We start from the raw sequence: 18,618 nt of genomic DNA, 5'->3' as shown, positions 1-18,618 counted from the left end.
TTCCAACATCTCACCCTGTTTCCGCGGGGCGAGAAGTGGACGTCAGCGCCATCTCTGCGTGCTGCCTGAAAGCAGGTCGCCGGCAGATATCGTTATGGTCTTGTAGAAAGAGCGCAGCGCTGATAGTCTTTGGTCTGACATTGGCTAGGACTTTGGTCTGATGATTCTGACTGGAGTCTCGGCTTATGCCAGCTGGAACTTGGCGCTGGTTTTCGCCGCATAGGTCGCCTCGGTTGAGTGGGCGAGATGCGACGAAATCATCGCAACGGTGTATCCAAAGGTCGCGTTTGGCACGGCGCCGGATGAGCGCGAAAGTAAAGATCTGGAATCGATGATTTCGAGAACACTTGCCGCCAATGCAGAAACTGTCGCCGCCTTTCTCAATTTGATGGGAAATGAGAAGCGGCTTTTGATCATGAACCACCTGGCCGGCGGCGAACTTTCGGTCGGTGTTCTTGCCGAGAAAGTTCTGCTCAGCCAGTCGGCCCTGTCGCAGCATCTTGCCAAGCTCCGCGCCTTCGGCCTTGTCGACACCCGTCGCGACGGCCAGATGGTCTACTATTTCTGCTCGTCCGGCGCGGCGCGCGAACTGCTTTCCATGCTGGATGGCTTCCTGGCGACCGAAAGACCGCTCACGGGGCCGGGGCCGCATTATGTCGCCGAAAGGCTGCGCCGGGCGCGAGCAGCCTGAGGGCAGGCATCGGCCTGGGTTGGTTGACCCTTAGGCCTGGCTTCATTGTCGCTAACGCGCGAAGTCGATGTCGGCGCCATCCCGGCGTTAATCGCCAGTATTTTCGAAGATATTGCGTCCCCCAGCGTTGGGTCGTCCATGCCGGCCAGACCGCACGTCGTTGGGCGCCAACATGGGCGCAACGCCGGCCAGCGTCGAACTTGCGCGATATCTAATATAAGAGCACAGTTCAAAAGCGGGCGGAGGGAGAACGGCTCATAAGCAAATCGGGAGGAAACCATGAACAGCATGAGCCTCACCACGCTTGAACGCGGCAAGACGACCGTCGACGCTGCTGTCCTTGAAGCGCTTTCGGCACGATTGCGCGGCACACTGCTTCAGGCGGGCGACGCCGCCTACGACGAAGCGCGCACAGTCTGGAATGCCACGGTCGACCGGCGCCCCGGTCTCATTGTGTGTTGCGTCGGCGCGTCCGACGTCATCAGTGCCGTGAATTTCGCCCGGGAAAACAGGCTTCTCGTCTCCGTGCGCGGCGGCGGCCACAACATTGCTGGCAGTGCCGTCTGCGATGGCGGCCTGATGATCGATCTATCGGCGATGAAGTCGGTGCGGGTCGATGTCGTGGCGCGGCGGGCATGGGTCGGGCCCGGCGCCACGCTCGTCGATGTCGACCGGGAAACACAGGCTTTTGGCCTGGTGGTGCCGACGGGTATCAACTCGACCACCGGCATATCAGGCTTGACGCTGGGTGGCGGCTTCGGCTGGATCACCCGCAAATTCGGCCTGACCATCGACAATCTTGTTTCAGCCGACGTGGTCACCGCCGATGGCAAGTTGCTGCGCGTCAGCCAGAAGGACAATCCGGACCTGTTCTGGGCGCTGCGGGGCGGCGGCGGCAATTTCGGTGTCGTCACGGCGTTCGAGTTCCAACTCCACCAGATGGGTCCGCAGGTTCTGTCGGGGCTCGTCGTCCATCCCTTCGCCGATGCCGAAAAGGTGCTGCGGGACTATCGCAAGGCGCTCGAAACCGCGCCCGACGAACTGACCTGCTGGGTGGTCATGCGGCAGGCACCGCCGCTACCGTTCCTGCCGAACGAATGGCATGGCAAGGAGGTGCTGGTTTTGGCCATGTGCTATTGCGGCGACATCCAGGCGGGCGAAAAGGCGACGCAGAAGCTTCGCGCCATCGGCACGCCGATTGCCGATGTCGTCGGCCCCAACCCGTTCACCGGCTGGCAGCAGGCCTTCGACCCGCTGCTGGCGCCCGGCGCCCGCAACTATTGGAAGAGCCATGACCTGACCGGGCTTTCGGACGGCGCGATTGGTGCCACCACTGCGGCGATTACCAGGCTTCCAGGCCCGGAATGTGAAATTTTCTTCGGTCATGTCGGTGGCGTGGCGGGCCGTGTGGCGGCAGATGCAACGGCGTTTCCGCAGCGCAACTCGCATTTCGTCATGAATGTCCACGCCCGCTGGCGCGAACCGGCAATGGACAAGGCCTGCATCGATTGGGCTCGTGGTATCTACGAGGCGACCAAGCCCTATGCCGCCGGCACGGCTTACGTGAACTTCATGCCGGAGGACGAGGTCGACCGGGTCGAAGCGGCCTATGGCGGCAACTATCGCCGGCTTCTGGAAATCAAGCAGCGCTACGACCCGCTGAACCTGTTCCGCATGAACCAGAATCTGCGGCCGAAAGAAAGCCAGCGCGCCGCTTGAGGCGGCAGCGCGTGATTCCGAACCGGAGATCCGTGCGTGCGAATATCGGAATCGATTTTGCTGCATTGACCTTCGGTTCGGAGCGGGTTGTCGCCTATGGCGCCGGCCTGGACGGCCGGGCCCGGGTCTCAATACCCCTGAAGCAAGCTGATTGTCACAAGTTCGAATCCTGTCGGGATCGCCTTTTTTCCTGCGGCCCTTTTGTCAGGAGCTTCAGCTGACCGCTGGAACGCGGCTCGCGCCCAGCTGTTTATGGGAGATGGCACCGAACACTCCGACAATCGCCCGGATCTGGCGCGGCAGGACTTTGCCGGACAAGGCAGACGCCTACGAGCGCTACAATTACCAGGTCGGCATCATGCCGCTGATCGAGAAAGCGCTCGGCGTGCAGACCTTTCGCGAGGACGCGCCGACGCATTCGGAATTTGTCACCATCTCCTATTGGGAGAGCGTCGAGGCGATGGTGGCCTTTACCGGCGGCGATCCGAGGGATATCCACCATCTCGACCGCGACAAGGAGTTCTTGATCGAATTGCCGAAGAGCGTCCAGGTGCTCCGCATCCGCTCCAGTCACGGCATGGTCGGCGGCGATTGATGTTTTCGAGCTTTGACGCCAGAACCGTTCAAGTGGAGGAGACATCGATCTTCGTCAGGGTCGGTGGCTCATGGCCGCCTTTGCTGCTCCTGCACGGCTTCCCCGAAACGCATGTGATGTGGCGCGACATTGCCGTGGCTTTGGCGCAGCACTTCAGCGTGGTCGTCGCCGATCTCAGGGGCTACGGCCAAAGCGGTTGTCCGGGTTCCGATGCTGATCACACTGCCTACTCCAAGCGCGCGATGGCGCGCGACATGGTGCAGGTCATGAGCGCGCTCGGCTTCGACCGCTTCATGCTTGCGGGCCATGATCGTGGTGGCCGCGTTGCTTACCGGATGGCGCTCGACCATCCCGAAATCGTGTCGAAACTCGCCGTCCTCGACGTCATCCCCACTGCCGCCGCCTGGGATCGCGCCGATGCCAGGCTGGCGCTTGCCTTCTGGCCATGGAGCCTGCTTGCCCAGCCCGAGCCGCTGCCGGAGCGTCTGCTGGCCGCAGCCCCGGATGCTGTCGTCGACAATGCGATCGCCGGCTGGGGCTCGGCTCCCGACGCTTTCCCCGCTGAAGTGAGAGAGGCTTACATCGAGGCGTTGCGCGATCCCGCCCATGTGCACGCCATTTGCGAGGAATACCGCGCCGCCGCCGGCATAGACCGCGAGCACGACGCGCAGGATCAGGCTGACGGCCGTCGTATCAAATGTCCTATGCTTGCGCTCTGGAGCGGCGAGGGCGGGTTGGAAAACTGGTATGCTGAAGAGGGCGGCCCGCTGGCGATCTGGCGGCAATGGGCCGACAGCGTCGAGGGCGGCCCGGTCAAGGGTGGCCATTTCTTTCCGGAGGAGCATCCTTGCGAGACGGCGGCCGCGCTCTCGAAATTCTTTGCGGCGTGAACTCTGGCTGACAATCAGGCGCCGGGTTGAACCGTCAGTTCCCGCGCGGCTTCACCACCACGGTCCGCACCGCCAGCACCAGCACGGTGATGATGATCAGGATCACCGAAAGGGCTGCGATCGCCGGGTCGATGTTGTCGCGCAATCCCATCCACATCAGCCTGGGCAGCGTGATGGCGTTGACCGAGGTGATGAACAAAGTGACGCCGATCTCTTCCCAGGACAGGACAAAGGAGAGCAGGGCGGCGGTGACAATGCCGAACTTGATGTTGGGCATGATGATGCGCGTCGCGCGCTCCCACACGCTGGCGCCGAGGCCGCGCGCGGCCAGATCGATGCGGCGGTCGAGCTGGCTGAGCGAGACCAGAATCAGCACCGTGGCGAAGGGCACCGTCATCACCGAATGCGCCATGGCGACGCCGAGCCAGGTGTCGTAGCCGAAGAACGAGCTCATGCCCGAGATCGAGGTGAGCAGGAAGTAGAGGGTGATCGCCGACACCACCGGCGGCACCACCATCGGCAACAGGACAAAGCCAACGAGCGCTGCGGTAAAGCGCGGCTGGAACATCCAGACGCCAAGGCTGAAGCAGAGCGCCAGCACGGTGGAGATGACGCTGCTGACGATGCCGATGCGGATCGAAAGCAGGATGGCGTCGAGCCAGCGCGGATCCTCGATCAGCGAGCGATAGTGGCGCAGCGACAGTTCGCCCGTCGGCATTGCCAGCATGCGGCTCGGCGTCAGCGACACAGGGATGACCGCCAGCAGCGGCAGCAGCAGGAACAGCGCCACCAGCACGGCGAGGATCAGCGAGACGGGGCCGGGGCGATAGGTCGGCATCAGATCAGCTGCTTCGGTCTGACATAGCGGAACAAAAGCGCCATCAGCGCGCCGACGAACAGCACCAGCACGACGCTGATTGCCGCGCCCAGCCCCCAGTCGGGGCTCTGGAAGATCCTGAGATAGATCAACTCGGCGATCATCACGCTGCGGCCGCCGCCGAGGATCGCCGGCGTGACGAAGAAGCCGAGCGAGAAAACGAAGACGATCATCGCTGAGCCGATGATGCCGGAGCGCGTCATCGGCACGAACACCGTCCAGAAGGTGCGCATGCGGCTGGAACCCAACCCGCGCGCCGCAAGCAGCACGCGCTCGTCCAGGCTGCGCATGGCCGATGCCAGCGGAAACACCGCGAAGGGGATCAAGAAATGCGTCATGCCGACGATGACGCCGAACTCGTTGCGCACCAGCGCCAGCGGTTCGGAGATGAAGCCGATCCATTGCAGCCAGGTGTTGATCAGGCCGCGGTTGGACAACAGCGCCACCCAACCGAAAGCGCGCGTCAGCACCGAGATCCAGAAGGGGACGAGAATGCAGAATTCAGCGACAATGCGCTGCGCCGGGCTGCCGCGCACCCACACCATGGTGATCGCATAGGCAGCCGCGACAGACACGACGGTGACGATCAGCGCAATGCGCAGCGTGCGGATGAACACCGACTGCACCAACGCGTCGGTGGCAAGCGCGGCATACTGGCCGAGGCCAGGCGTCGGCAGCGTAACGCTCCATTTGACGACGCCGAGGAACGGCCAGGCATAGGCCAGCACAAGAAACAGGAGCAGCGGCGCCATCAACAGCGCCGCGCCCATCCTGTCGGAGAGGGTGCCCCTCATCTCGGTCCGATCGTCCCGGCCTGGTCAGGCCGAGATGATCTTGGTGTATTCGTCGAGCGCTGCCCCGTAATTCTTGGCGTACCAATCCATGTCGAGCGCGATCTGCTTCTTCATGTTTTCGGGATCGACCGGATTGATGCGCTTCTTGTCGGCCGGGATCAGCGCGTCGGTGGCCGGATTGGCCGGACCCTGTCCGAGCTTGTCGAACATCACCAACTGCTTTTGCGGATCCTGGGCGCTGGCGATGAACTTCATCGCCGCGTCCTTGCCGCCGGGGTTTCCCTTGAGCACGGCCAGCGCGCCGGGCGAGATCAGGCCCTGGTCCCAGATGAACTTGATCTTGCCGCCCGAGTCCTGCTCGATCAGCGAGGCGCGGGTCGACCAGACGATCGCCATCGAGGCTTCGCCATTGAGCAGCACGCTCTGGCTCTCGGCGCCGCCGCCCCAATAGGCCACGACATTTTCCTTGAAGGCGGCGATCTTGTCATGCGCGCGCTTCAAATCGAGCGGGTAGAGCGAGGCCGGCGCGATGCCGTCGGCGAGCAGTGCTGCTTCCCAGCTCGAAACGCCCCATTTGTAGAGCGAGCGCTTGCCCGGGAACTTCTTCACGTCGAAGAAATCGGCCATGCCGGTCGGCGCGTCCTTGCCGTATTTCTCCGAGTCATAGGCGATGACATAGGAGAAGAAATAGGTCGACGCCGCGTACTCCCAGCCGAACCCTTCGCGCATCTTCTTTTTGTCGACGATGGCGTAGTCGATCGGCTCAAGCGCGCCCTGAGCGCCGAGCGTGATGGCCGAGAACGGGTCGACGTCGACGAGGTCCCAGGTCGGCGCGCCGCTCTTGAACTGCGCTGCGATGGCGCCTTCCGTCGGGCCCGAACCGTCCATCTTGACGGTGATGCCGGTTTCCTTGGTGAAAGCCTGGCCATAGGCGGCGTCATAAGCCGTTATGGCGTCTCCGCCCCAATTGACCAGCACAAGTTCCTTGGCCTGCGCAAAGGCACCGGTAGAGCGCAGCAGCATCGGCGTGCCGGCCAGCACAAGGGCGGCAAGCTGGGTGAATTGCCGGCGCGAGATCTCGCCGCGCGCTGCCCTGGCGGACAGGCCGTCGATCGCTTGTTTTTTGGTTTCGTTTGTCATGTCAGTTCCCCTTTTTCGTTGATAGTTCCGGTGGTTATGGCGCGCTCCAGATTCTTTGCTGGAAGACTTCGCCGGTGTGGTCGTCATCCTCCGTCCGGAAGGAGGAAACCCTTTTCCGCCGGCCAGGTCAGCCAGACGGAATTGCCTTTGCTGAGTGCGGCGGCCGCGACCTCGTTCGGCACCGACACGGTCACCTTGGCGCCCTGGCGCGTCGTCAGGTCGAGCTTGGTCGCCGCACCGAGATAGGTCGAGCCGACGGCGGTTGCGGCAATGCCGTTCTCGCCGGTGGCTGCCTCGCGGGCGATCGACATATGCTCGGGGCGGATTGCCAGAATGGCGTTGCCGTTGACCGCCTCGGCATTGCCGCGCAGCGTGATCGCGCGGTCCTCGCAGAGTGCGGTGGCGCCATCATCGGCGCGCTTCACGCCCTTCAGCGGCAGCATGTTGATCTCGCCCAAAAACTCGGCGACGAAGCGGTTGGCGGGCCGGTCATAGACCTCGTCCGGCGCGCCGACCTGCAACAATTTACCATGGTTGAAGATGGCGACGCGCGACGACAGCGCCAGCGCCTCGCTCTGGTCGTGGGTGACGAAAACGAAGGTGGTGCCGGTCTCCTGGTGCAGTCGTTTCATCTCGGCCTGCATCTGGCCGCGCAGGCTCTTGTCCAGCGCCGAGAACGGCTCGTCGAGAAGCAGCACACCTGGTTCGAACACCAGCGCGCGGGCCAGCGCCACGCGTTGCTGCTGGCCGCCGGAAAGCTGTGCCGGGAGCTTGGTCTCATGGCCCTTGAGGCCAACGCGCTCGATCATCTCGGCGACGCGGCGCTTGATCTCGGCAGCGGATTTCTTGCGCACCTTGAGCGGGAAGGCGATGTTGGCCTCGACCGACATATGCGGGAACAGCGCATAGCCTTGGAACACCATGCCGGCGGCGCGCTGCTCGGCCGGCCGCTCGGTGATGTCGACGCCGTCGCTGAAAAGCTTGCCCTCGGTCGGCTGCACGAAGCCGGCCAAGATCATCAGGAAGGTGGTCTTGCCGGAACCGGATGGACCGAGCAGGGTCAGGAACTCACCGCGGCCGATGTTGAGCGACAGATCGTCCAGTGCACGGAACGAGCCGAAGCTCTTGCCGATCCCGATTGCCTTGATCTCTGCGGCCCGGCCGGGTTGCTGCATCCTGCCTCTTCCTTGGTCGTGGCTTGAGCGTAGGGCAGGGCGCCGGCTCACCGCAACCGAATAGTTTTCGCCTGATCGGCAAATTTGATTCACGGATGGCGCCAAATCTCCCCCCTTGAGGGGGAGATGGCCGCGAAGCGGCCAGAGGGGGTCGGTTCGACTGGGCTCTACATCCTGCCGCAGATGGAGGTTGGCGCTTCATGCGCGGCGACCCCCTCTGTCGCCTTCGGCGACATCTCCCCCTCGAGGGGGGAGATCAGCTAATCTCCGACAGCTTCGACCTCAACCACCCGCCGAACGCCTCCAGCACCGGGTGGCTCGCCTTGGCATGTTCCGAAACCAAAAAGTAAGAGCGCGGCGAGAGGATCGCGATGTCGAACGGCTTCACCAGCCGGCCTTCGCTGAGCGCCCGGCGGCTGGTCAGTTCGTCGCCCATGGCGATGCCCTGGCCGGCGATCGCCGCCGAGAAGACGAGATTCATGTCCGAGAAGAAAATGCCACCTTCAGTGTCGGGGTTTTCCACCTTGGACAGCGCCAGCCAGCGCGCCCAATCCTCGGTGTCGCCGAGATGCAGGAGGTTGGCGCGCAGCACGTCGGCTGGTTTTGAAAAGCCGCCGACCTTGTTGAGCAAGGTCGGGCTGCAGAGCGGCGTGAACGAGATTTCGCACAGTAACTCCACCGCCCGGTTCGGCCAGTTGCCAACGCCGAAGGCGATGAAGGCGTCGGCGTCGGGATTGCTGACATCGTCCAGCCGTCGCGGCGTCAGGATCGACAGCGCCACATCCGGATACATCTGCCGGAACTCGCCGATATGGGTGCATAAAAACAGCGAGGCGAAGCCCGGCGTGCAGGAGACGGCGAACGAGCCGCCGAGGCCGGTGCCGGCCTGGCGTGTCACCGCATCGCCAAGCACGGTCAGCGCCTTGCGAACATCGGCGGCATAGCGCTGGCCGCGTGGCGTCAGCGCGACGCCCTTGCCGATGCGCTCAAGCAGGTCGAAGCCGAGGTCGCGTTCGAGCAGCCGCAACTGATGGCTGACGGCGCTGCGGGTGAGGTGCAGTTCGTCGGCGGCGCGCCAGACGCTGCCGTGACGGGCAAAGCTATCAAGGGCGCGCAGCGCCTGTGTGGAGGGTATTCGCAAGAGGCCTCAGGTGAACCGAATTTGCACGAACCGGGAAAACATATCACTTTTTGGAAAGTCGCTTCACTGCTTTCTTGGGCTGCATGGAGAAACCGGTGACGACCTCGGCGCAAGCCACCGCGCTTGCCTGTCTCGATGGCATCCAGCCGTCGCTGTCGGCGTGGACGCGCACCATTTTCGATTTCGGCGAGACCGCCTGGCGCGAATACCAGTCTGCCGCCTGGTATGTTGCGCGGCTGAAGCATGAGGGCTTTTCGGTCGAAGAAGGCTCGGCCGGCATGCCGACCGCCTTTTGCGCCCACTGGACGAACGGCCCAGGTCCGACCATCGGCATGTACGCTGAATACGACGCCGTGCCCGGCAACTGCCAGGACGCGGCAACGGTGAAGCGGCCGCGACCGGGTCTGGGCGTCGAGGCGGGCGGCCACACCGATCCGCATTCCGGGCTTGGCGTTGCCGGCCTCGGCGGGCTTCTGGCCACCAAGTCGGCAATGCAGCGCCACGGCATCGAGGGCACGCTGCGCTTCACCGGCGAGCCGGCCGAAAAGGTGAGGGGCTCGAAACCGATTCATGCGGCAAAAGGCTATTATGACGGCCTTGCCGGCATGATCTCCTTCCACCCCTTCTACATGCTGCCGCTCTGCAACACGGCGCGTTGGGACACGCATTGCGGTGCCGCTTATGCGATGATCTACCGTTTCGTTTGCGACGAACCCGAAAACTGGGTGCGCGCGGGTGATGGCGCGCCGATCCCGCAGGCGCATTCGGCCGTGCGGGCGCCCGGCGCCAACGATGCGCTGATGACGATGTATATGGCCTCCAAGGCGCTGCGTGATTCCATGCTGCCGCACCAAGGCGGCTGGTCGATCAGCGAGGCGATCCTCACCGCAGGACAGGCGACGGCCGACAATCTGCCGGCGGGGCTCTCCGAGATCCAGTACATGATCCGCGTGCCGACCATTGCCATGGCCAAGCAGGTCACCGCGGTGCTCGACCGCAATGCGCAAGCCGCCGCTACGATCAGCGGCAGCCGCTATGAGCGCCATTGGGTGTCGAAGTCGCGGCCGGGCCTCGCCAATCACGCAATGGCTGAGATCGCCTATAAAGCGCTGTCTACGGTCGGCCCGCCACACTGGGATGAGGCGGCCAAAGCGATCGCCCGCGAGGTGCAGGTCAATGCCGGCGGCACCGCGACCGAAAACCCGTTCATCGACGAGATGGAACGGCTGATCACGCCGCAAGACGCCGAGGCCATCCTGCGCCGCGATTTGCCGCCCTCGCAGATCAACTCCACCTCCGACGATTACACCGACATGTCGTGGCACGCGCCGACGGCACGCTTCTATGTCGCCCGGCCAGCGTTGCGCTCGGCGAATGGCCATGCCTATCCGTCTTGGGCGATGAATGCGCTAGGCGGCATTGCCGCCACCATCGATCCGATGGTCATTTGCGCGGCGAAGACTGTTGCGCTTGCAGCCCTCCGCTTGCTTGAAGACAAGACCGCGCGCGATGCGGCGATGGATGAGTTTACCACCCGCACCGGCGGCGGCATCGGCGGCTCGAACTGGATCGCGCCGCTTTGCGACTATGACCCGCCGATCAATTTCCGTTGGCCGGAATATGTCACCACCGCTCGCGGGCGCGACTGGTGGATTCCGTCCGCCGGCAACGCTTAGCCATCACCACCACGAGGAGAACCCCATGACCGTCCATGACCGCATCGTCGCCGAACCGTTCTCGCTGCAGCGCCGCAACCCCGCCGGAGGCACCAAGCCGCTCACCGCTTGGGGTTTTGCCAACGAGACCGACGTACTGACCGACGTGCTGCTCGGCTCGCCAAACTTCCTGCGGCACCTCTCGACCAGTTCGCTGTCGCGCAAACATCTGCGCGAGGCGCCCTGCAACGTCCAGATCGCGCAGGCGCAGCATAAGGACCTCGTCGCCGCCTATGAGCATTTCGGCGTCAACATCCACTGGCACGAGCCGACGCCGGAACTGCCGATGCAGGTCTATTCCCGCGATTCCAGCGTCATGACGCCCTACGGCGCCTTCATCACCGCCATGGCCAATTGGTGGCGGCGCGGCGAGAACTATGCCGCCATCCGTACCTACGAAAAGCTCGGCATTCCGATCTACGACATGGTCACCGCCGGCACCTTCGAGGGCGGCGACTTCAACGTCATCGAGGAGGGCGTCGTGCTGATCGGCTGCGGCGGCGCCCGCACCCAGGAAGAAGGCGCCCGTCAGGTTCAGGCCTGGTTCGACAAGGAGGGCTGGGAGACACGGCTAGCCTTCATCGACGAGTACTACGTCCACATCGACTTGATGGTGGTGCCGATCGCCGAGAAGCTGACCGCCGTCTGCCTCGCCTGCACCGAGCCAGGCATCGTCGACTGGCTGAAGGGCAAGGGCCACGAAATCATCGACGTGCCGTTCCAGGACACGATGGCGCTCGGCTGCAACTTCATGTCGCTGGGCAAGGACAGGGTGATCGCGCCGACATCGAGCCAGTCGCTGATCGGCCAGCTCAAGGCGCGCGGCTTCGAGGTCGCGGCGATCGACATGAGCGAAATCTCCAAGACCGGCGGCGGCATCCACTGCATGGCACAGGCGCTGAAGCGCGAGCCGGCATAAGGAGAACGACCCGGGTCGGTTTGGGACTCGTCCCCGGGCGCATTTGACAAGACGAACCCGACAGCGGAAACATGTGCCTTCATTGCGAGGAGAGAATCTGTGAAAAGAACCTACGAAAAGCCGAGTCTGGCCAAAGCAGGCAAACTCGGATCGCTGGTCGCCTCAAACCCGTCGAAGCCCGCCCCCTGAGCGCAGCCAGCTGTTGCAGGCCGCAATTCGGTTGTCCTGACCAGCGACAACCGAATTGTATGATTTCATGCCAGCCCGCCGGCTTTGAACGGCGGGCTTTTGGCTTTGCGCCGTGGCGCAAAGCCACGCGCCGCGTATCAGCCGGCTAGTCCGGTCTGTCCGAACCTGAATTGAATTTGCGCCTGGCGTTTTCCAGATGCGCGCGCATCGCTTGCCCGGCGGCTTCCGGGTCATGGCGCTCGATCGCCTCGAACACTGCCTGGTGGCCAGCGAAACTCTTGCGTTTCTCGATCTCGGTGTTGGCCATGTGGATGCGCTGATTGATCAGCCATTCGACCAGCGCCTCATGCGCGGCGAGGAAGATCGGATTGCCGGGGATGACGGTCAAGGCGCGGTGAAATGCGACGTCGGTGACGGCGAAGGCTCGCGCCCTTGGAATGGCGCGCTCGTTCTCGGCAAGGGCGGCGGCCAGCGCGTCGATCTGTTCGCGCGTCGCCACCTCGGCGGCATGGCGCGCGATCGAGACTTCGAGAAACAGCCGCAATTGCTCGAAATGGCCGATGCCATCGGGCTGGTCCATCAAAAGATGCGCCGTGCCGGTCAGTTGCTCCAGCATGTTTTTCGGCGTCGGCCGCGTCACCTTCGGCCGCTCGCCGCTGTTGATCTTCACCAGCCCCATCTTTTCCAATGCAAACAGCGCCTCGCGCACCGAGGGGCGGCCGACGTCGAACATCGACATCAGGTCTCGCTCGGACGGCAGCGAGGCGCCGACCGGATAGACCTCGTCGCGGATCATCGCCTCCAGGCGAAGGCGAACTTCATCGGCAACTTTTTTTCGAACCGGCATATTGTGCCGATGGCGCCTGCTGTCACCGATGCCGAGGATCGGATGCGCGCCGTTCTCGCCCGCCCGGCGATCAGAGAGTGGCTGGCGTGAGATGGCCGCGCTGACGACGGAACGCGATCGCCTCGTCTGGCCCGGCCGGACTCGCGACGGCGTGCAACCGCCCGTCCGGCCGGAGTCCCATCTGCTATGCAGGTATCAATACGGCGATGCGATGCACGCCGACCTCCTTGCTTGTATTCGTTGCCTCGTCGGTCTTGCCCTTGGAGCAGGTATACATGTCACCCGTCTTGAGCTTGAATTCCTTGTCTACCTTCTTGATGGTGAACGCACCGGAAGTAATCGTGCAGACCATGTCGTTGTCCATCACAGTTTGAGGCGCGTGTGCACCGGGTTGGAAGACCACGTCGACGATCGCGATGCTCTTGTAGGCGGGAATGTCGGCATTGCCGGTGCCGACCTCGACCACCCTGACACCGGGCGCAATCTCCTTGCCCTCTTTCGGGCCGTATTTCTTGATTTTTGCGGATGCCGCCAGGGTGAACAAAGGCGTTACTGCGGCGGTCGTCAGACCGAGGGCAATTGCAGACCTGCGATTCATGGTTTTCATCGCATCCTCCCGATGCTCGTCGTGCATGGATATGCACGACCGGGAATATATTAGCACAAACGAATTTACTTGTATGCAAAGCGGCTGTGGCGCGGATCCGCAAAGGGGGGTCGCTCCGCCGGGTAAGGTTGTCTCACTGCACCTTTTGCCGGAACTTCGAATGACAGTTCGAGCAATCCTGCAGGATGAGATGCAGGATATGCTCCGCCGGCAGTTTGGCCGGATCGGCTTCCGCCGGGATCGCGCGCTTGCCGAGCAGGCTGCCACCGCCCATTGCCAGACCGGTGCCCATGCGCATGTCGTCGGTGATGCTTTCAGGCGCGTGCTCGGCCTTGGCGGCGAGAGCGTCGGCCAGCGTCCCGATGTGATTTGCCAGCGCCTCGAAGTCCGCCCGCGACTGATCGATCTCCAGCCTGGCCTGCGAAGGCGGCCCCAACGAGGCGCTCGGAAACTCGGCAATCAGGGCAGGGCCGGTGCGCGCGCGAAGGGATTGCGCCGCTGCCTTGAACGTCGCGGCGTCATAGGCTTGTCTGCCGTCGAACATGCCGGCGATGGTTTTCGCGGCCACCGCCATCTCCTTCATCGATGCCTGCCGTGCCGTCACGATCGGTCCGCCGCCGGCAGAGGCGGCCACCGCAAAGGCACAGACCAGCAACAGCAGCGCCGCTCGCGCCGTCCATCTCATGGCGCAACGTCCATGCCGGCCAATCTGTCGATGACCGGGCAGCGGGACTTCGCCGGCAGGTCGAATTCTTCGGTCACGATGCCGCTGCTCATGGGCCGATGTCCATCATGGAGGGTGCTTACTTGGCGACGCATAGACCTTCCAGCTACTGGAAGGTCAACGGCATAAAGCAGCCGATTAACGGGTAATCGGCTTGGACTTGCAGCAAGCTGACGCTGCGTTTCCTTGACTTGGCAGCCAAAAACGGGCAGCAAAGGCGGGTTAGGGAGAGCATTTCTACCGTGGCGCAGACCATGGAGGGCTCTTTTTTCGTATCGACCGCCGCACAATGTGCGACCGGTGGAGGGATTGGTTAACCAACTTTGTCCATCTTTTGATTCAATCGGCAACAGACGCGAAAGGTGCAGGGGGCACCAGCGAACTGTGGATGTCACGGATGCGAGGGTCGCAAGCCTGCATGCCGATTGAGAGTGGTTGTATGGCGTTTTTGCGTTTGAAAAGCCGGGGCGACAATCCTGAACGGGGTTTGACTTCGAAGAGATCCGGCCAGCGCTGGATGGTGGTGCCGGTTGTCGGCGCGGCCCTTGCGCTGTGGTCGGTGGCGACCATGGCCGGCCTTTATTCGCTGGGCACCTCGCTCACCGCCGCTTCCAACAACCTTCCGCAAAGCCTGCTGTTGCCGCGCACCGATTCGCGCCGCAGCCTCGCCAATTCCCGGGCGCCGCAGCTATCGGCACAAAAGTTCCAGGCATCGCTGCTCAGCCAATGCGACGCCGGCTGCAGGCGCACCGCGGCCAGCTTTGCACATGACGGCAAGACCGCGCGGTTGCACCTCGCCGCGCACGATCCAGTGCCGGCCGCCACACACACGATCACTGCAAACACCGGCACCGCGCCAAACACCAGTATCGCACTTGTCACCCCGCGCGATGCGCGTTTCGACGGCGTGGTGGCCAAGGCAAAGCTGTCGCCGCAAAAGCTGGCTGCCGCCTTCGCCAAGGCCTCTAATGCGCCCTTCATGCTTGCCAGCCTTCCGGCCGCTGCCCGTTTCGCCGAAGTCCGCATGCCCGACCAGCATGGCCCGGCCTCGGAGCGCTTTGGGCCGGAAGTGGCCGAGATCGAACGCTCGTCCCGCCTGGCGCTGGCGCTGGCCAACACCTTGCCGGATCAGGGCGCCGACATGCTGGCGCCGCCGCCGGCCGTCGCGGCAATCGTCGAAGCGCAAAATCCTGAGCAGGCTGAGGTCCAGGTCGCCTCGCTGCCGCCGCAGGACGATCTGCCCGACAACATTGCACTGCCGGGTCGGCGTCCGCGCGCCGAAACCGCTCAGCCTGCCGAGGTGCAGCAAGCCCGCAAGCCCAAGGCTGCCAAGCCTCAGGCGGACAGGGCGGCCGAGACCGCGGCACCCCGGTCGCCGGGCATCGTGTCGCCACGCTCGCCGCGCAATTCCCAGGATGTCGCCGCACTGCCGGGCGTCCCAGGCAGCGAGACCATCCGCACCAAGCCGGGCAAGCGGGTGAAGGCGCAAGCCGGCGAGATGCTGGCCTATGCCAAACCTGATGTCCCGGCTGGCGGTGTCGGCCGCGCGTTCAAGGATCTGTTCGCCACGCCCGGAATGGGCGGCGGCGTCGCCGTCTACGACATCTCGGCCAAGACCGTCTACATGCCGGACGGCTCCCGGCTCGAGGCCCATTCGGGGCTGGGCTCGATGGTCGACCAGCCGCGTTTCGTCCACAAGAAGAATGTCGGCCCGACGCCGCCCGACACCTATGATCTGAAGCTGCGTGAATCCCGCTTCCACGGCGTCGAGGCGCTTCGTCTCACCCCGATCGACGGCCGCAACAAATACGGTCGCGACGGCCTGCTCGCCCACACCTACATGCTGCGAGGCGGCCGTGCCGAATCCAATGGCTGCGTCGTCTTCAAGGACTACGCCCGCTTCCTCTCCGCCTACAAGAAGGGCAAGATCAAGCGCCTCGTCGTCGTGCCGCGGCTCTCTAAGCCGCTAACGCAGGTCGCCCAGGATGGGCGGGGAGCGTAGGCAGTAGGGCAGTAGGGCAGTAGGGCAGTAGGGCAGTAGGGCAGTAGGGCAGTAGGGCCTCAGGCTCTCGCTGCCCTTTCCTTTTTCTTCCCCTATTCCCTTACTGCCTTACTCCCCAAAATCGTTTCCATTCCGCTCCGAGCAGACTATGACTGACCGCGGCGGGTCGGCTTCACCACGAGGACATCATGACAATACGCGCTGTCGTTTGGGGCGAGAACATCCATGAGCGGACCAATGAAGTGGTCGCTGCCCTCTATCCCGAGGGTATGCACACGACCATCGCCAAGGCGCTGAACACCGACAAGGCGATCTCCGCCTCGACCGCCACACTCGAACAGCCCGAGCATGGCCTGCCGGCCGATCGTCTGGCTGAGACCGACGTGCTGGTCTGGTGGGGTCACAAGGACCATGGCGCCGTTGCCGACGAAGTGGTCGAACGCGTCGCCCGCCGCGTCTTTGAAGGCATGGGGCTGATCGTTCTGCATTCCGGTCATTTCTCGAAAATCTTCAAGCGGCTGATGGGCACCCCGTGCACGCTGAAATGGCGCGAGGCGGGCGAGCGCGAGCGGCTCTGGGTGACCAGCCCCAGCCATCCGATCGCCGAAGGCGTCGGCGAATATTTCGAGCTCGAGAACGAAGAAATGTACGGCGAGCAGTTCGCCGTGCCGGAGCCGCTGGAGACTGTCTTCATCTCCTGGTTCCAGGGCGGCGAGGTGTTCCGTTCCGGGCTGACCTACCGGCGCGGCGCCGGCAATGTCTTCTACTTCCGCCCCGGACACGAAACCTATCCGACCTATCACGACGCCACTGTGCACAAGGTGCTGCGCAACGCGGTGAAATGGGCGCACAACCCGCAAGGCACCAAATCGGCCATTCTCGATGCACCGAATGTGCCGGTCGACAAGGCGCTGGAGCCGATCGTCGAGCGCGGCGGCAAGCTCCATGCCTCGGGCGAGGCGGGTTTCCGCTAAAACAAAATCCAAGAAAGGCGTGGCGGCTCCCCTACAGAGTCGCCTGGACCGCATTCGTCCCATATGATTGAATCGAACCAATTTCGCTCGGAGTGCAAATGATGCGGCTTTTGATATTGGGTACCGGCTGGATGGCGCAGGAGCATGCCCGCCGCTTTGGCGCCATCGACGGCGTCGAGATCGTCGGCGCTGTCGATGTCGATGAAAAGCGCGTCGGCGAATTTGCCGACGGCTTCAAGATCCCGAAGCGCTTCACCTCGCTGGAGGCGGCGCTCGACTGGGGTGGCTTCGATGCCGTGGCCAATGTCACACCCGACCGTATCCACCATCCGACGACCATGGCGCTGATCGCGGCCGGCAAGCCGGTGCTCTGCGAAAAACCACTCGCGGAAAATTTCGGCAAGGCGAGCGAGATGGCAGACGCGGCGCAAGCCGCTGGCATCGTCAACATGGTCAACCTCACCTATCGCAATGTCGCTCCCTTGCAGAAGGCGCGGCAGATGGTGCTGGCTGGCGAGATCGGCACCGTCCGCCATGTCGAAGCCTCCTATCTGCAGAGCTGGCTGGTGTCGAAATTCTGGGGCGACTGGCGCGCCGATCCGAAATGGCTGTGGCGGCTGTCGCGCGGCCACGGCTCCAATGGTGTGCTCGGCGATGTCGGCATCCACATCCTCGATTTCGCCAGCTATGGCGCGGCGCTCGACATCGACCATGTCTTCTGCCGGCTGCGCGCCTTCGACAAGGCGCCGGGCAACCGCATCGGCGAATACGACCTCGACGCCAATGACAGTTTTGCCATGACGCTGGATTTTTCCAACGGCGCCTTCGGCGTCGTCCATGCCAGCCGCTGGGCGACCGGCCATATGAACGAACTGCGCCTGCGCATCTATGGCGACAAGGGTGGGATCGAGGTCGTGCACAATCTGGAGGGCTCGGAGTTGAAAGCTTGCTTGGGCGAGAACATCGAAACCGCCAAATGGCGGGTGATCGACGCCGGCACGGTGCCGACCAACTACCAGCGCTTCGTCGATGCGGTCGCAAGCGGCGTGCAGGCCGAACCGTCGTTCCACCATGCCGCCGAACTGCAAAAGGTGCTGGATCTGGCTGTCGTGTCGGACGAGAAGCGTACGGAGTTGAGGGCCAGCGCCGACACGCAGTAATCTGTCTCGAAGGGGAGGAACCCGTCATGGTCACACGCCGCGCGCAATGTCTCTGCGGCCAGTTGTCAGCAATCTGTACGGGCGAGCCGGTGCGCATCTCGGTCTGCCATTGCCTGGACTGCAAGCGCCGCACCGGCAGTGCCTTCAGCTACAACGTCCGGTTTGCGGAAGGCGACGTGTCGATCGCTGGACGGGCGAAGCAGTTCACCCGCATCGGCGACGAGGGCGGCCGCGTCATTTATAACTTCTGCCCAGAATGCGGCACCAGCGTCCACTATCGCATAGACACGCAGCCCGGTGTCATCGCCATTCCCGTCGGCGCCTTCGCCGACCCGTCGTTCCCGCCACCGTTCCAGTCCTTCTACCACAACAGCCGGCGCTGCGACTGGGTCGAGATCAAAGCTGAGCCGCTGGCGACGTTCGACTGAAGGCCGCTTTCGGCATGAAGCGGAACCGTCC

Annotated in this window: 19 protein-coding genes; 10 read left to right on the top strand and 9 right to left on the bottom strand. The window is 63.5% G+C overall.

Annotation, left to right across the window (positions count from 1 at the left end; all coding sequences use genetic code 11):
• Positions 1–183: 183 nt before the first annotated feature.
• The gene (locus AC1DXM_RS18040) at positions 184–417 is read right to left on the bottom strand and encodes a hypothetical protein (protein ID WP_477235050.1); all 234 of its coding nucleotides are present in this window, start codon (positions 415–417) and stop codon (positions 184–186) included.
• Here AC1DXM_RS18040 and AC1DXM_RS18035 point away from each other — a divergent pair.
• From AC1DXM_RS18035 to AC1DXM_RS18020, 4 genes are all read left to right on the top strand, one after another.
• Positions 332–691: an ArsR/SmtB family transcription factor gene (locus AC1DXM_RS18035; protein WP_203278147.1), complete on the top strand. Its 360-nt coding sequence runs from the start codon at positions 332–334 to the stop codon at positions 689–691. The genes AC1DXM_RS18040 and AC1DXM_RS18035 overlap by 86 nt on opposite strands.
• A gap of 279 nt (positions 692–970) precedes the next feature.
• Positions 971–2,410 carry an FAD-binding oxidoreductase gene (locus AC1DXM_RS18030; protein WP_477234799.1) on the top strand — a complete coding sequence of 480 codons (1,440 nt, stop codon included), beginning with the start codon at positions 971–973 and terminating at the stop codon, positions 2,408–2,410.
• Positions 2,411–2,669: 259 nt separating this feature from the next.
• Entirely contained in the window at positions 2,670–3,005 is a 336-nt protein-coding gene (locus AC1DXM_RS18025) for an antibiotic biosynthesis monooxygenase family protein (protein WP_477234797.1), read from the top strand.
• The gene (locus tag AC1DXM_RS18020) at positions 3,005–3,895 is read left to right on the top strand and encodes an alpha/beta fold hydrolase (protein WP_477234795.1); all 891 of its coding nucleotides are present in this window, start codon (positions 3,005–3,007) and stop codon (positions 3,893–3,895) included. Before AC1DXM_RS18025 ends, AC1DXM_RS18020 begins: the two co-directional genes overlap by 1 nt.
• Positions 3,896–3,929: 34 nt before the next feature.
• On the opposite strand, the gene AC1DXM_RS18015 is transcribed toward AC1DXM_RS18020, so the two are convergent.
• The 5 genes from AC1DXM_RS18015 to AC1DXM_RS17995 form a co-directional block, all read right to left on the bottom strand.
• Positions 3,930–4,733, bottom strand: coding sequence for an ABC transporter permease (locus tag AC1DXM_RS18015; RefSeq protein ID WP_477234793.1), 804 nt, complete (start codon positions 4,731–4,733; stop codon positions 3,930–3,932).
• A complete protein-coding gene (locus AC1DXM_RS18010) occupies positions 4,733–5,566 on the bottom strand; it encodes an ABC transporter permease (protein WP_477234791.1) in 834 nt (277 codons plus the stop codon). The genes AC1DXM_RS18015 and AC1DXM_RS18010 overlap by 1 nt, the downstream gene beginning before the upstream one ends.
• Before the next feature lie 24 nt (positions 5,567–5,590).
• Positions 5,591–6,706 (bottom strand): ABC transporter substrate-binding protein, encoded by a 1,116-nt coding sequence (locus AC1DXM_RS18005; RefSeq protein WP_477234789.1) that lies wholly within the window; start codon positions 6,704–6,706, stop codon positions 5,591–5,593.
• An 83-nt stretch (positions 6,707–6,789) separates the two neighbouring features.
• Positions 6,790–7,881, bottom strand: a complete 1,092-nt coding sequence (locus AC1DXM_RS18000; protein WP_477234787.1) for an ABC transporter ATP-binding protein — start codon at positions 7,879–7,881, stop codon at positions 6,790–6,792.
• Positions 7,882–8,137: 256 nt separating this feature from the next.
• The gene (locus AC1DXM_RS17995; RefSeq protein WP_477234785.1) at positions 8,138–9,022 is read right to left on the bottom strand and encodes a LysR substrate-binding domain-containing protein; all 885 of its coding nucleotides are present in this window, start codon (positions 9,020–9,022) and stop codon (positions 8,138–8,140) included.
• An 83-nt stretch (positions 9,023–9,105) separates the two neighbouring features.
• Here AC1DXM_RS17995 and AC1DXM_RS17990 point away from each other — a divergent pair, with 83 nt between their 5' ends.
• Complete coding sequence (locus AC1DXM_RS17990) at positions 9,106–10,698, top strand: zinc-binding metallopeptidase family protein (RefSeq protein ID WP_477234783.1); 1,593 nt, start codon at positions 9,106–9,108, stop codon at positions 10,696–10,698.
• A 25-nt stretch (positions 10,699–10,723) separates the two neighbouring features.
• Positions 10,724–11,656 (top strand): dimethylarginine dimethylaminohydrolase family protein, encoded by a 933-nt coding sequence (locus tag AC1DXM_RS17985; protein ID WP_477234781.1) that lies wholly within the window; start codon positions 10,724–10,726, stop codon positions 11,654–11,656.
• A 334-nt stretch (positions 11,657–11,990) separates the two neighbouring features.
• Here AC1DXM_RS17985 and nanR read toward each other — a convergent pair whose 3' ends face one another.
• The 3 genes from nanR to AC1DXM_RS17970 all read right to left on the bottom strand — a co-directional run bounded on the left by nanR (position 11,991) and on the right by AC1DXM_RS17970 (position 13,984).
• The gene (gene nanR / locus AC1DXM_RS17980) at positions 11,991–12,692 is read right to left on the bottom strand and encodes a transcriptional regulator NanR (RefSeq protein ID WP_477234779.1); all 702 of its coding nucleotides are present in this window, start codon (positions 12,690–12,692) and stop codon (positions 11,991–11,993) included.
• A 184-nt stretch (positions 12,693–12,876) separates the two neighbouring features.
• Positions 12,877–13,299 carry a hypothetical protein gene (locus AC1DXM_RS17975; RefSeq protein ID WP_477234777.1) on the bottom strand — a complete coding sequence of 141 codons (423 nt, stop codon included), beginning with the start codon at positions 13,297–13,299 and terminating at the stop codon, positions 12,877–12,879.
• 133 nt (positions 13,300–13,432) lie between these two features.
• The gene (locus AC1DXM_RS17970) at positions 13,433–13,984 is read right to left on the bottom strand and encodes a c-type cytochrome (RefSeq protein ID WP_477234775.1); all 552 of its coding nucleotides are present in this window, start codon (positions 13,982–13,984) and stop codon (positions 13,433–13,435) included.
• Positions 13,985–14,510: 526 nt separating this feature from the next.
• Here AC1DXM_RS17970 and AC1DXM_RS17965 point away from each other — a divergent pair.
• The 4 genes from AC1DXM_RS17965 to AC1DXM_RS17950 all read left to right on the top strand — a co-directional run bounded on the left by AC1DXM_RS17965 (position 14,511) and on the right by AC1DXM_RS17950 (position 18,587).
• A complete protein-coding gene (locus tag AC1DXM_RS17965; protein ID WP_477234773.1) occupies positions 14,511–16,025 on the top strand; it encodes a DUF2778 domain-containing protein in 1,515 nt (504 codons plus the stop codon).
• A 188-nt stretch (positions 16,026–16,213) separates the two neighbouring features.
• Positions 16,214–16,999 carry a ThuA domain-containing protein gene (locus AC1DXM_RS17960; RefSeq protein WP_477234771.1) on the top strand — a complete coding sequence of 262 codons (786 nt, stop codon included), beginning with the start codon at positions 16,214–16,216 and terminating at the stop codon, positions 16,997–16,999.
• A gap of 101 nt (positions 17,000–17,100) precedes the next feature.
• On the top strand, positions 17,101–18,159 hold the full coding sequence (locus tag AC1DXM_RS17955; protein WP_477235038.1) for a Gfo/Idh/MocA family protein: 1,059 nt from the start codon (positions 17,101–17,103) through the stop codon (positions 18,157–18,159).
• Between the two features lie 26 nt (positions 18,160–18,185).
• Positions 18,186–18,587, top strand: coding sequence for a GFA family protein (locus AC1DXM_RS17950; RefSeq protein ID WP_477234769.1), 402 nt, complete (start codon positions 18,186–18,188; stop codon positions 18,585–18,587).
• Positions 18,588–18,618 lie beyond the last annotated feature (31 nt).

It is taken from the genome of Mesorhizobium sp. P3_A2, from assembly GCF_056403115.1.
Note: the sequence above shows the minus strand (reverse complement) of the source record. Positions and strands in the feature narration are given on the sequence as shown.

Bases quoted from the DNA above. Each gene is read 5' to 3' on its own strand.
- AC1DXM_RS18005 (WP_477234789.1), bottom strand. From the start codon at position 6,706: ATGACAAACGAAACCAAAAAACAAGCGATCGACGGCCTGTCCGCCAGG.
- AC1DXM_RS18040 (WP_477235050.1), bottom strand. From the start codon at position 417: ATGATCAAAAGCCGCTTCTCATTTCCCATCAAATTGAGAAAGGCGGCG.
- AC1DXM_RS18000 (WP_477234787.1), bottom strand. From the start codon at position 7,881: ATGCAGCAACCCGGCCGGGCCGCAGAGATCAAGGCAATCGGGATCGGC.
- AC1DXM_RS18010 (WP_477234791.1), bottom strand. From the start codon at position 5,566: ATGAGGGGCACCCTCTCCGACAGGATGGGCGCGGCGCTGTTGATGGCG.
- AC1DXM_RS18020 (WP_477234795.1), top strand. From the start codon at position 3,005: ATGTTTTCGAGCTTTGACGCCAGAACCGTTCAAGTGGAGGAGACATCG.
- AC1DXM_RS17975 (WP_477234777.1), bottom strand. From the start codon at position 13,299: ATGAAAACCATGAATCGCAGGTCTGCAATTGCCCTCGGTCTGACGACC.
- AC1DXM_RS18035 (WP_203278147.1), top strand. From the start codon at position 332: ATGATTTCGAGAACACTTGCCGCCAATGCAGAAACTGTCGCCGCCTTT.
- AC1DXM_RS17985 (WP_477234781.1), top strand. From the start codon at position 10,724: ATGACCGTCCATGACCGCATCGTCGCCGAACCGTTCTCGCTGCAGCGC.
- AC1DXM_RS17970 (WP_477234775.1), bottom strand. From the start codon at position 13,984: ATGAGATGGACGGCGCGAGCGGCGCTGCTGTTGCTGGTCTGTGCCTTT.
- AC1DXM_RS17955 (WP_477235038.1), top strand. From the start codon at position 17,101: ATGCGGCTTTTGATATTGGGTACCGGCTGGATGGCGCAGGAGCATGCC.
- AC1DXM_RS17990 (WP_477234783.1), top strand. From the start codon at position 9,106: ATGGAGAAACCGGTGACGACCTCGGCGCAAGCCACCGCGCTTGCCTGT.
- AC1DXM_RS18030 (WP_477234799.1), top strand. From the start codon at position 971: ATGAACAGCATGAGCCTCACCACGCTTGAACGCGGCAAGACGACCGTC.
- nanR (WP_477234779.1), bottom strand. From the start codon at position 12,692: ATGCCGGTTCGAAAAAAAGTTGCCGATGAAGTTCGCCTTCGCCTGGAG.
- AC1DXM_RS17950 (WP_477234769.1), top strand. From the start codon at position 18,186: ATGGTCACACGCCGCGCGCAATGTCTCTGCGGCCAGTTGTCAGCAATC.
- AC1DXM_RS17960 (WP_477234771.1), top strand. From the start codon at position 16,214: ATGACAATACGCGCTGTCGTTTGGGGCGAGAACATCCATGAGCGGACC.
- AC1DXM_RS18025 (WP_477234797.1), top strand. From the start codon at position 2,670: ATGGCACCGAACACTCCGACAATCGCCCGGATCTGGCGCGGCAGGACT.
- AC1DXM_RS18015 (WP_477234793.1), bottom strand. From the start codon at position 4,733: ATGCCGACCTATCGCCCCGGCCCCGTCTCGCTGATCCTCGCCGTGCTG.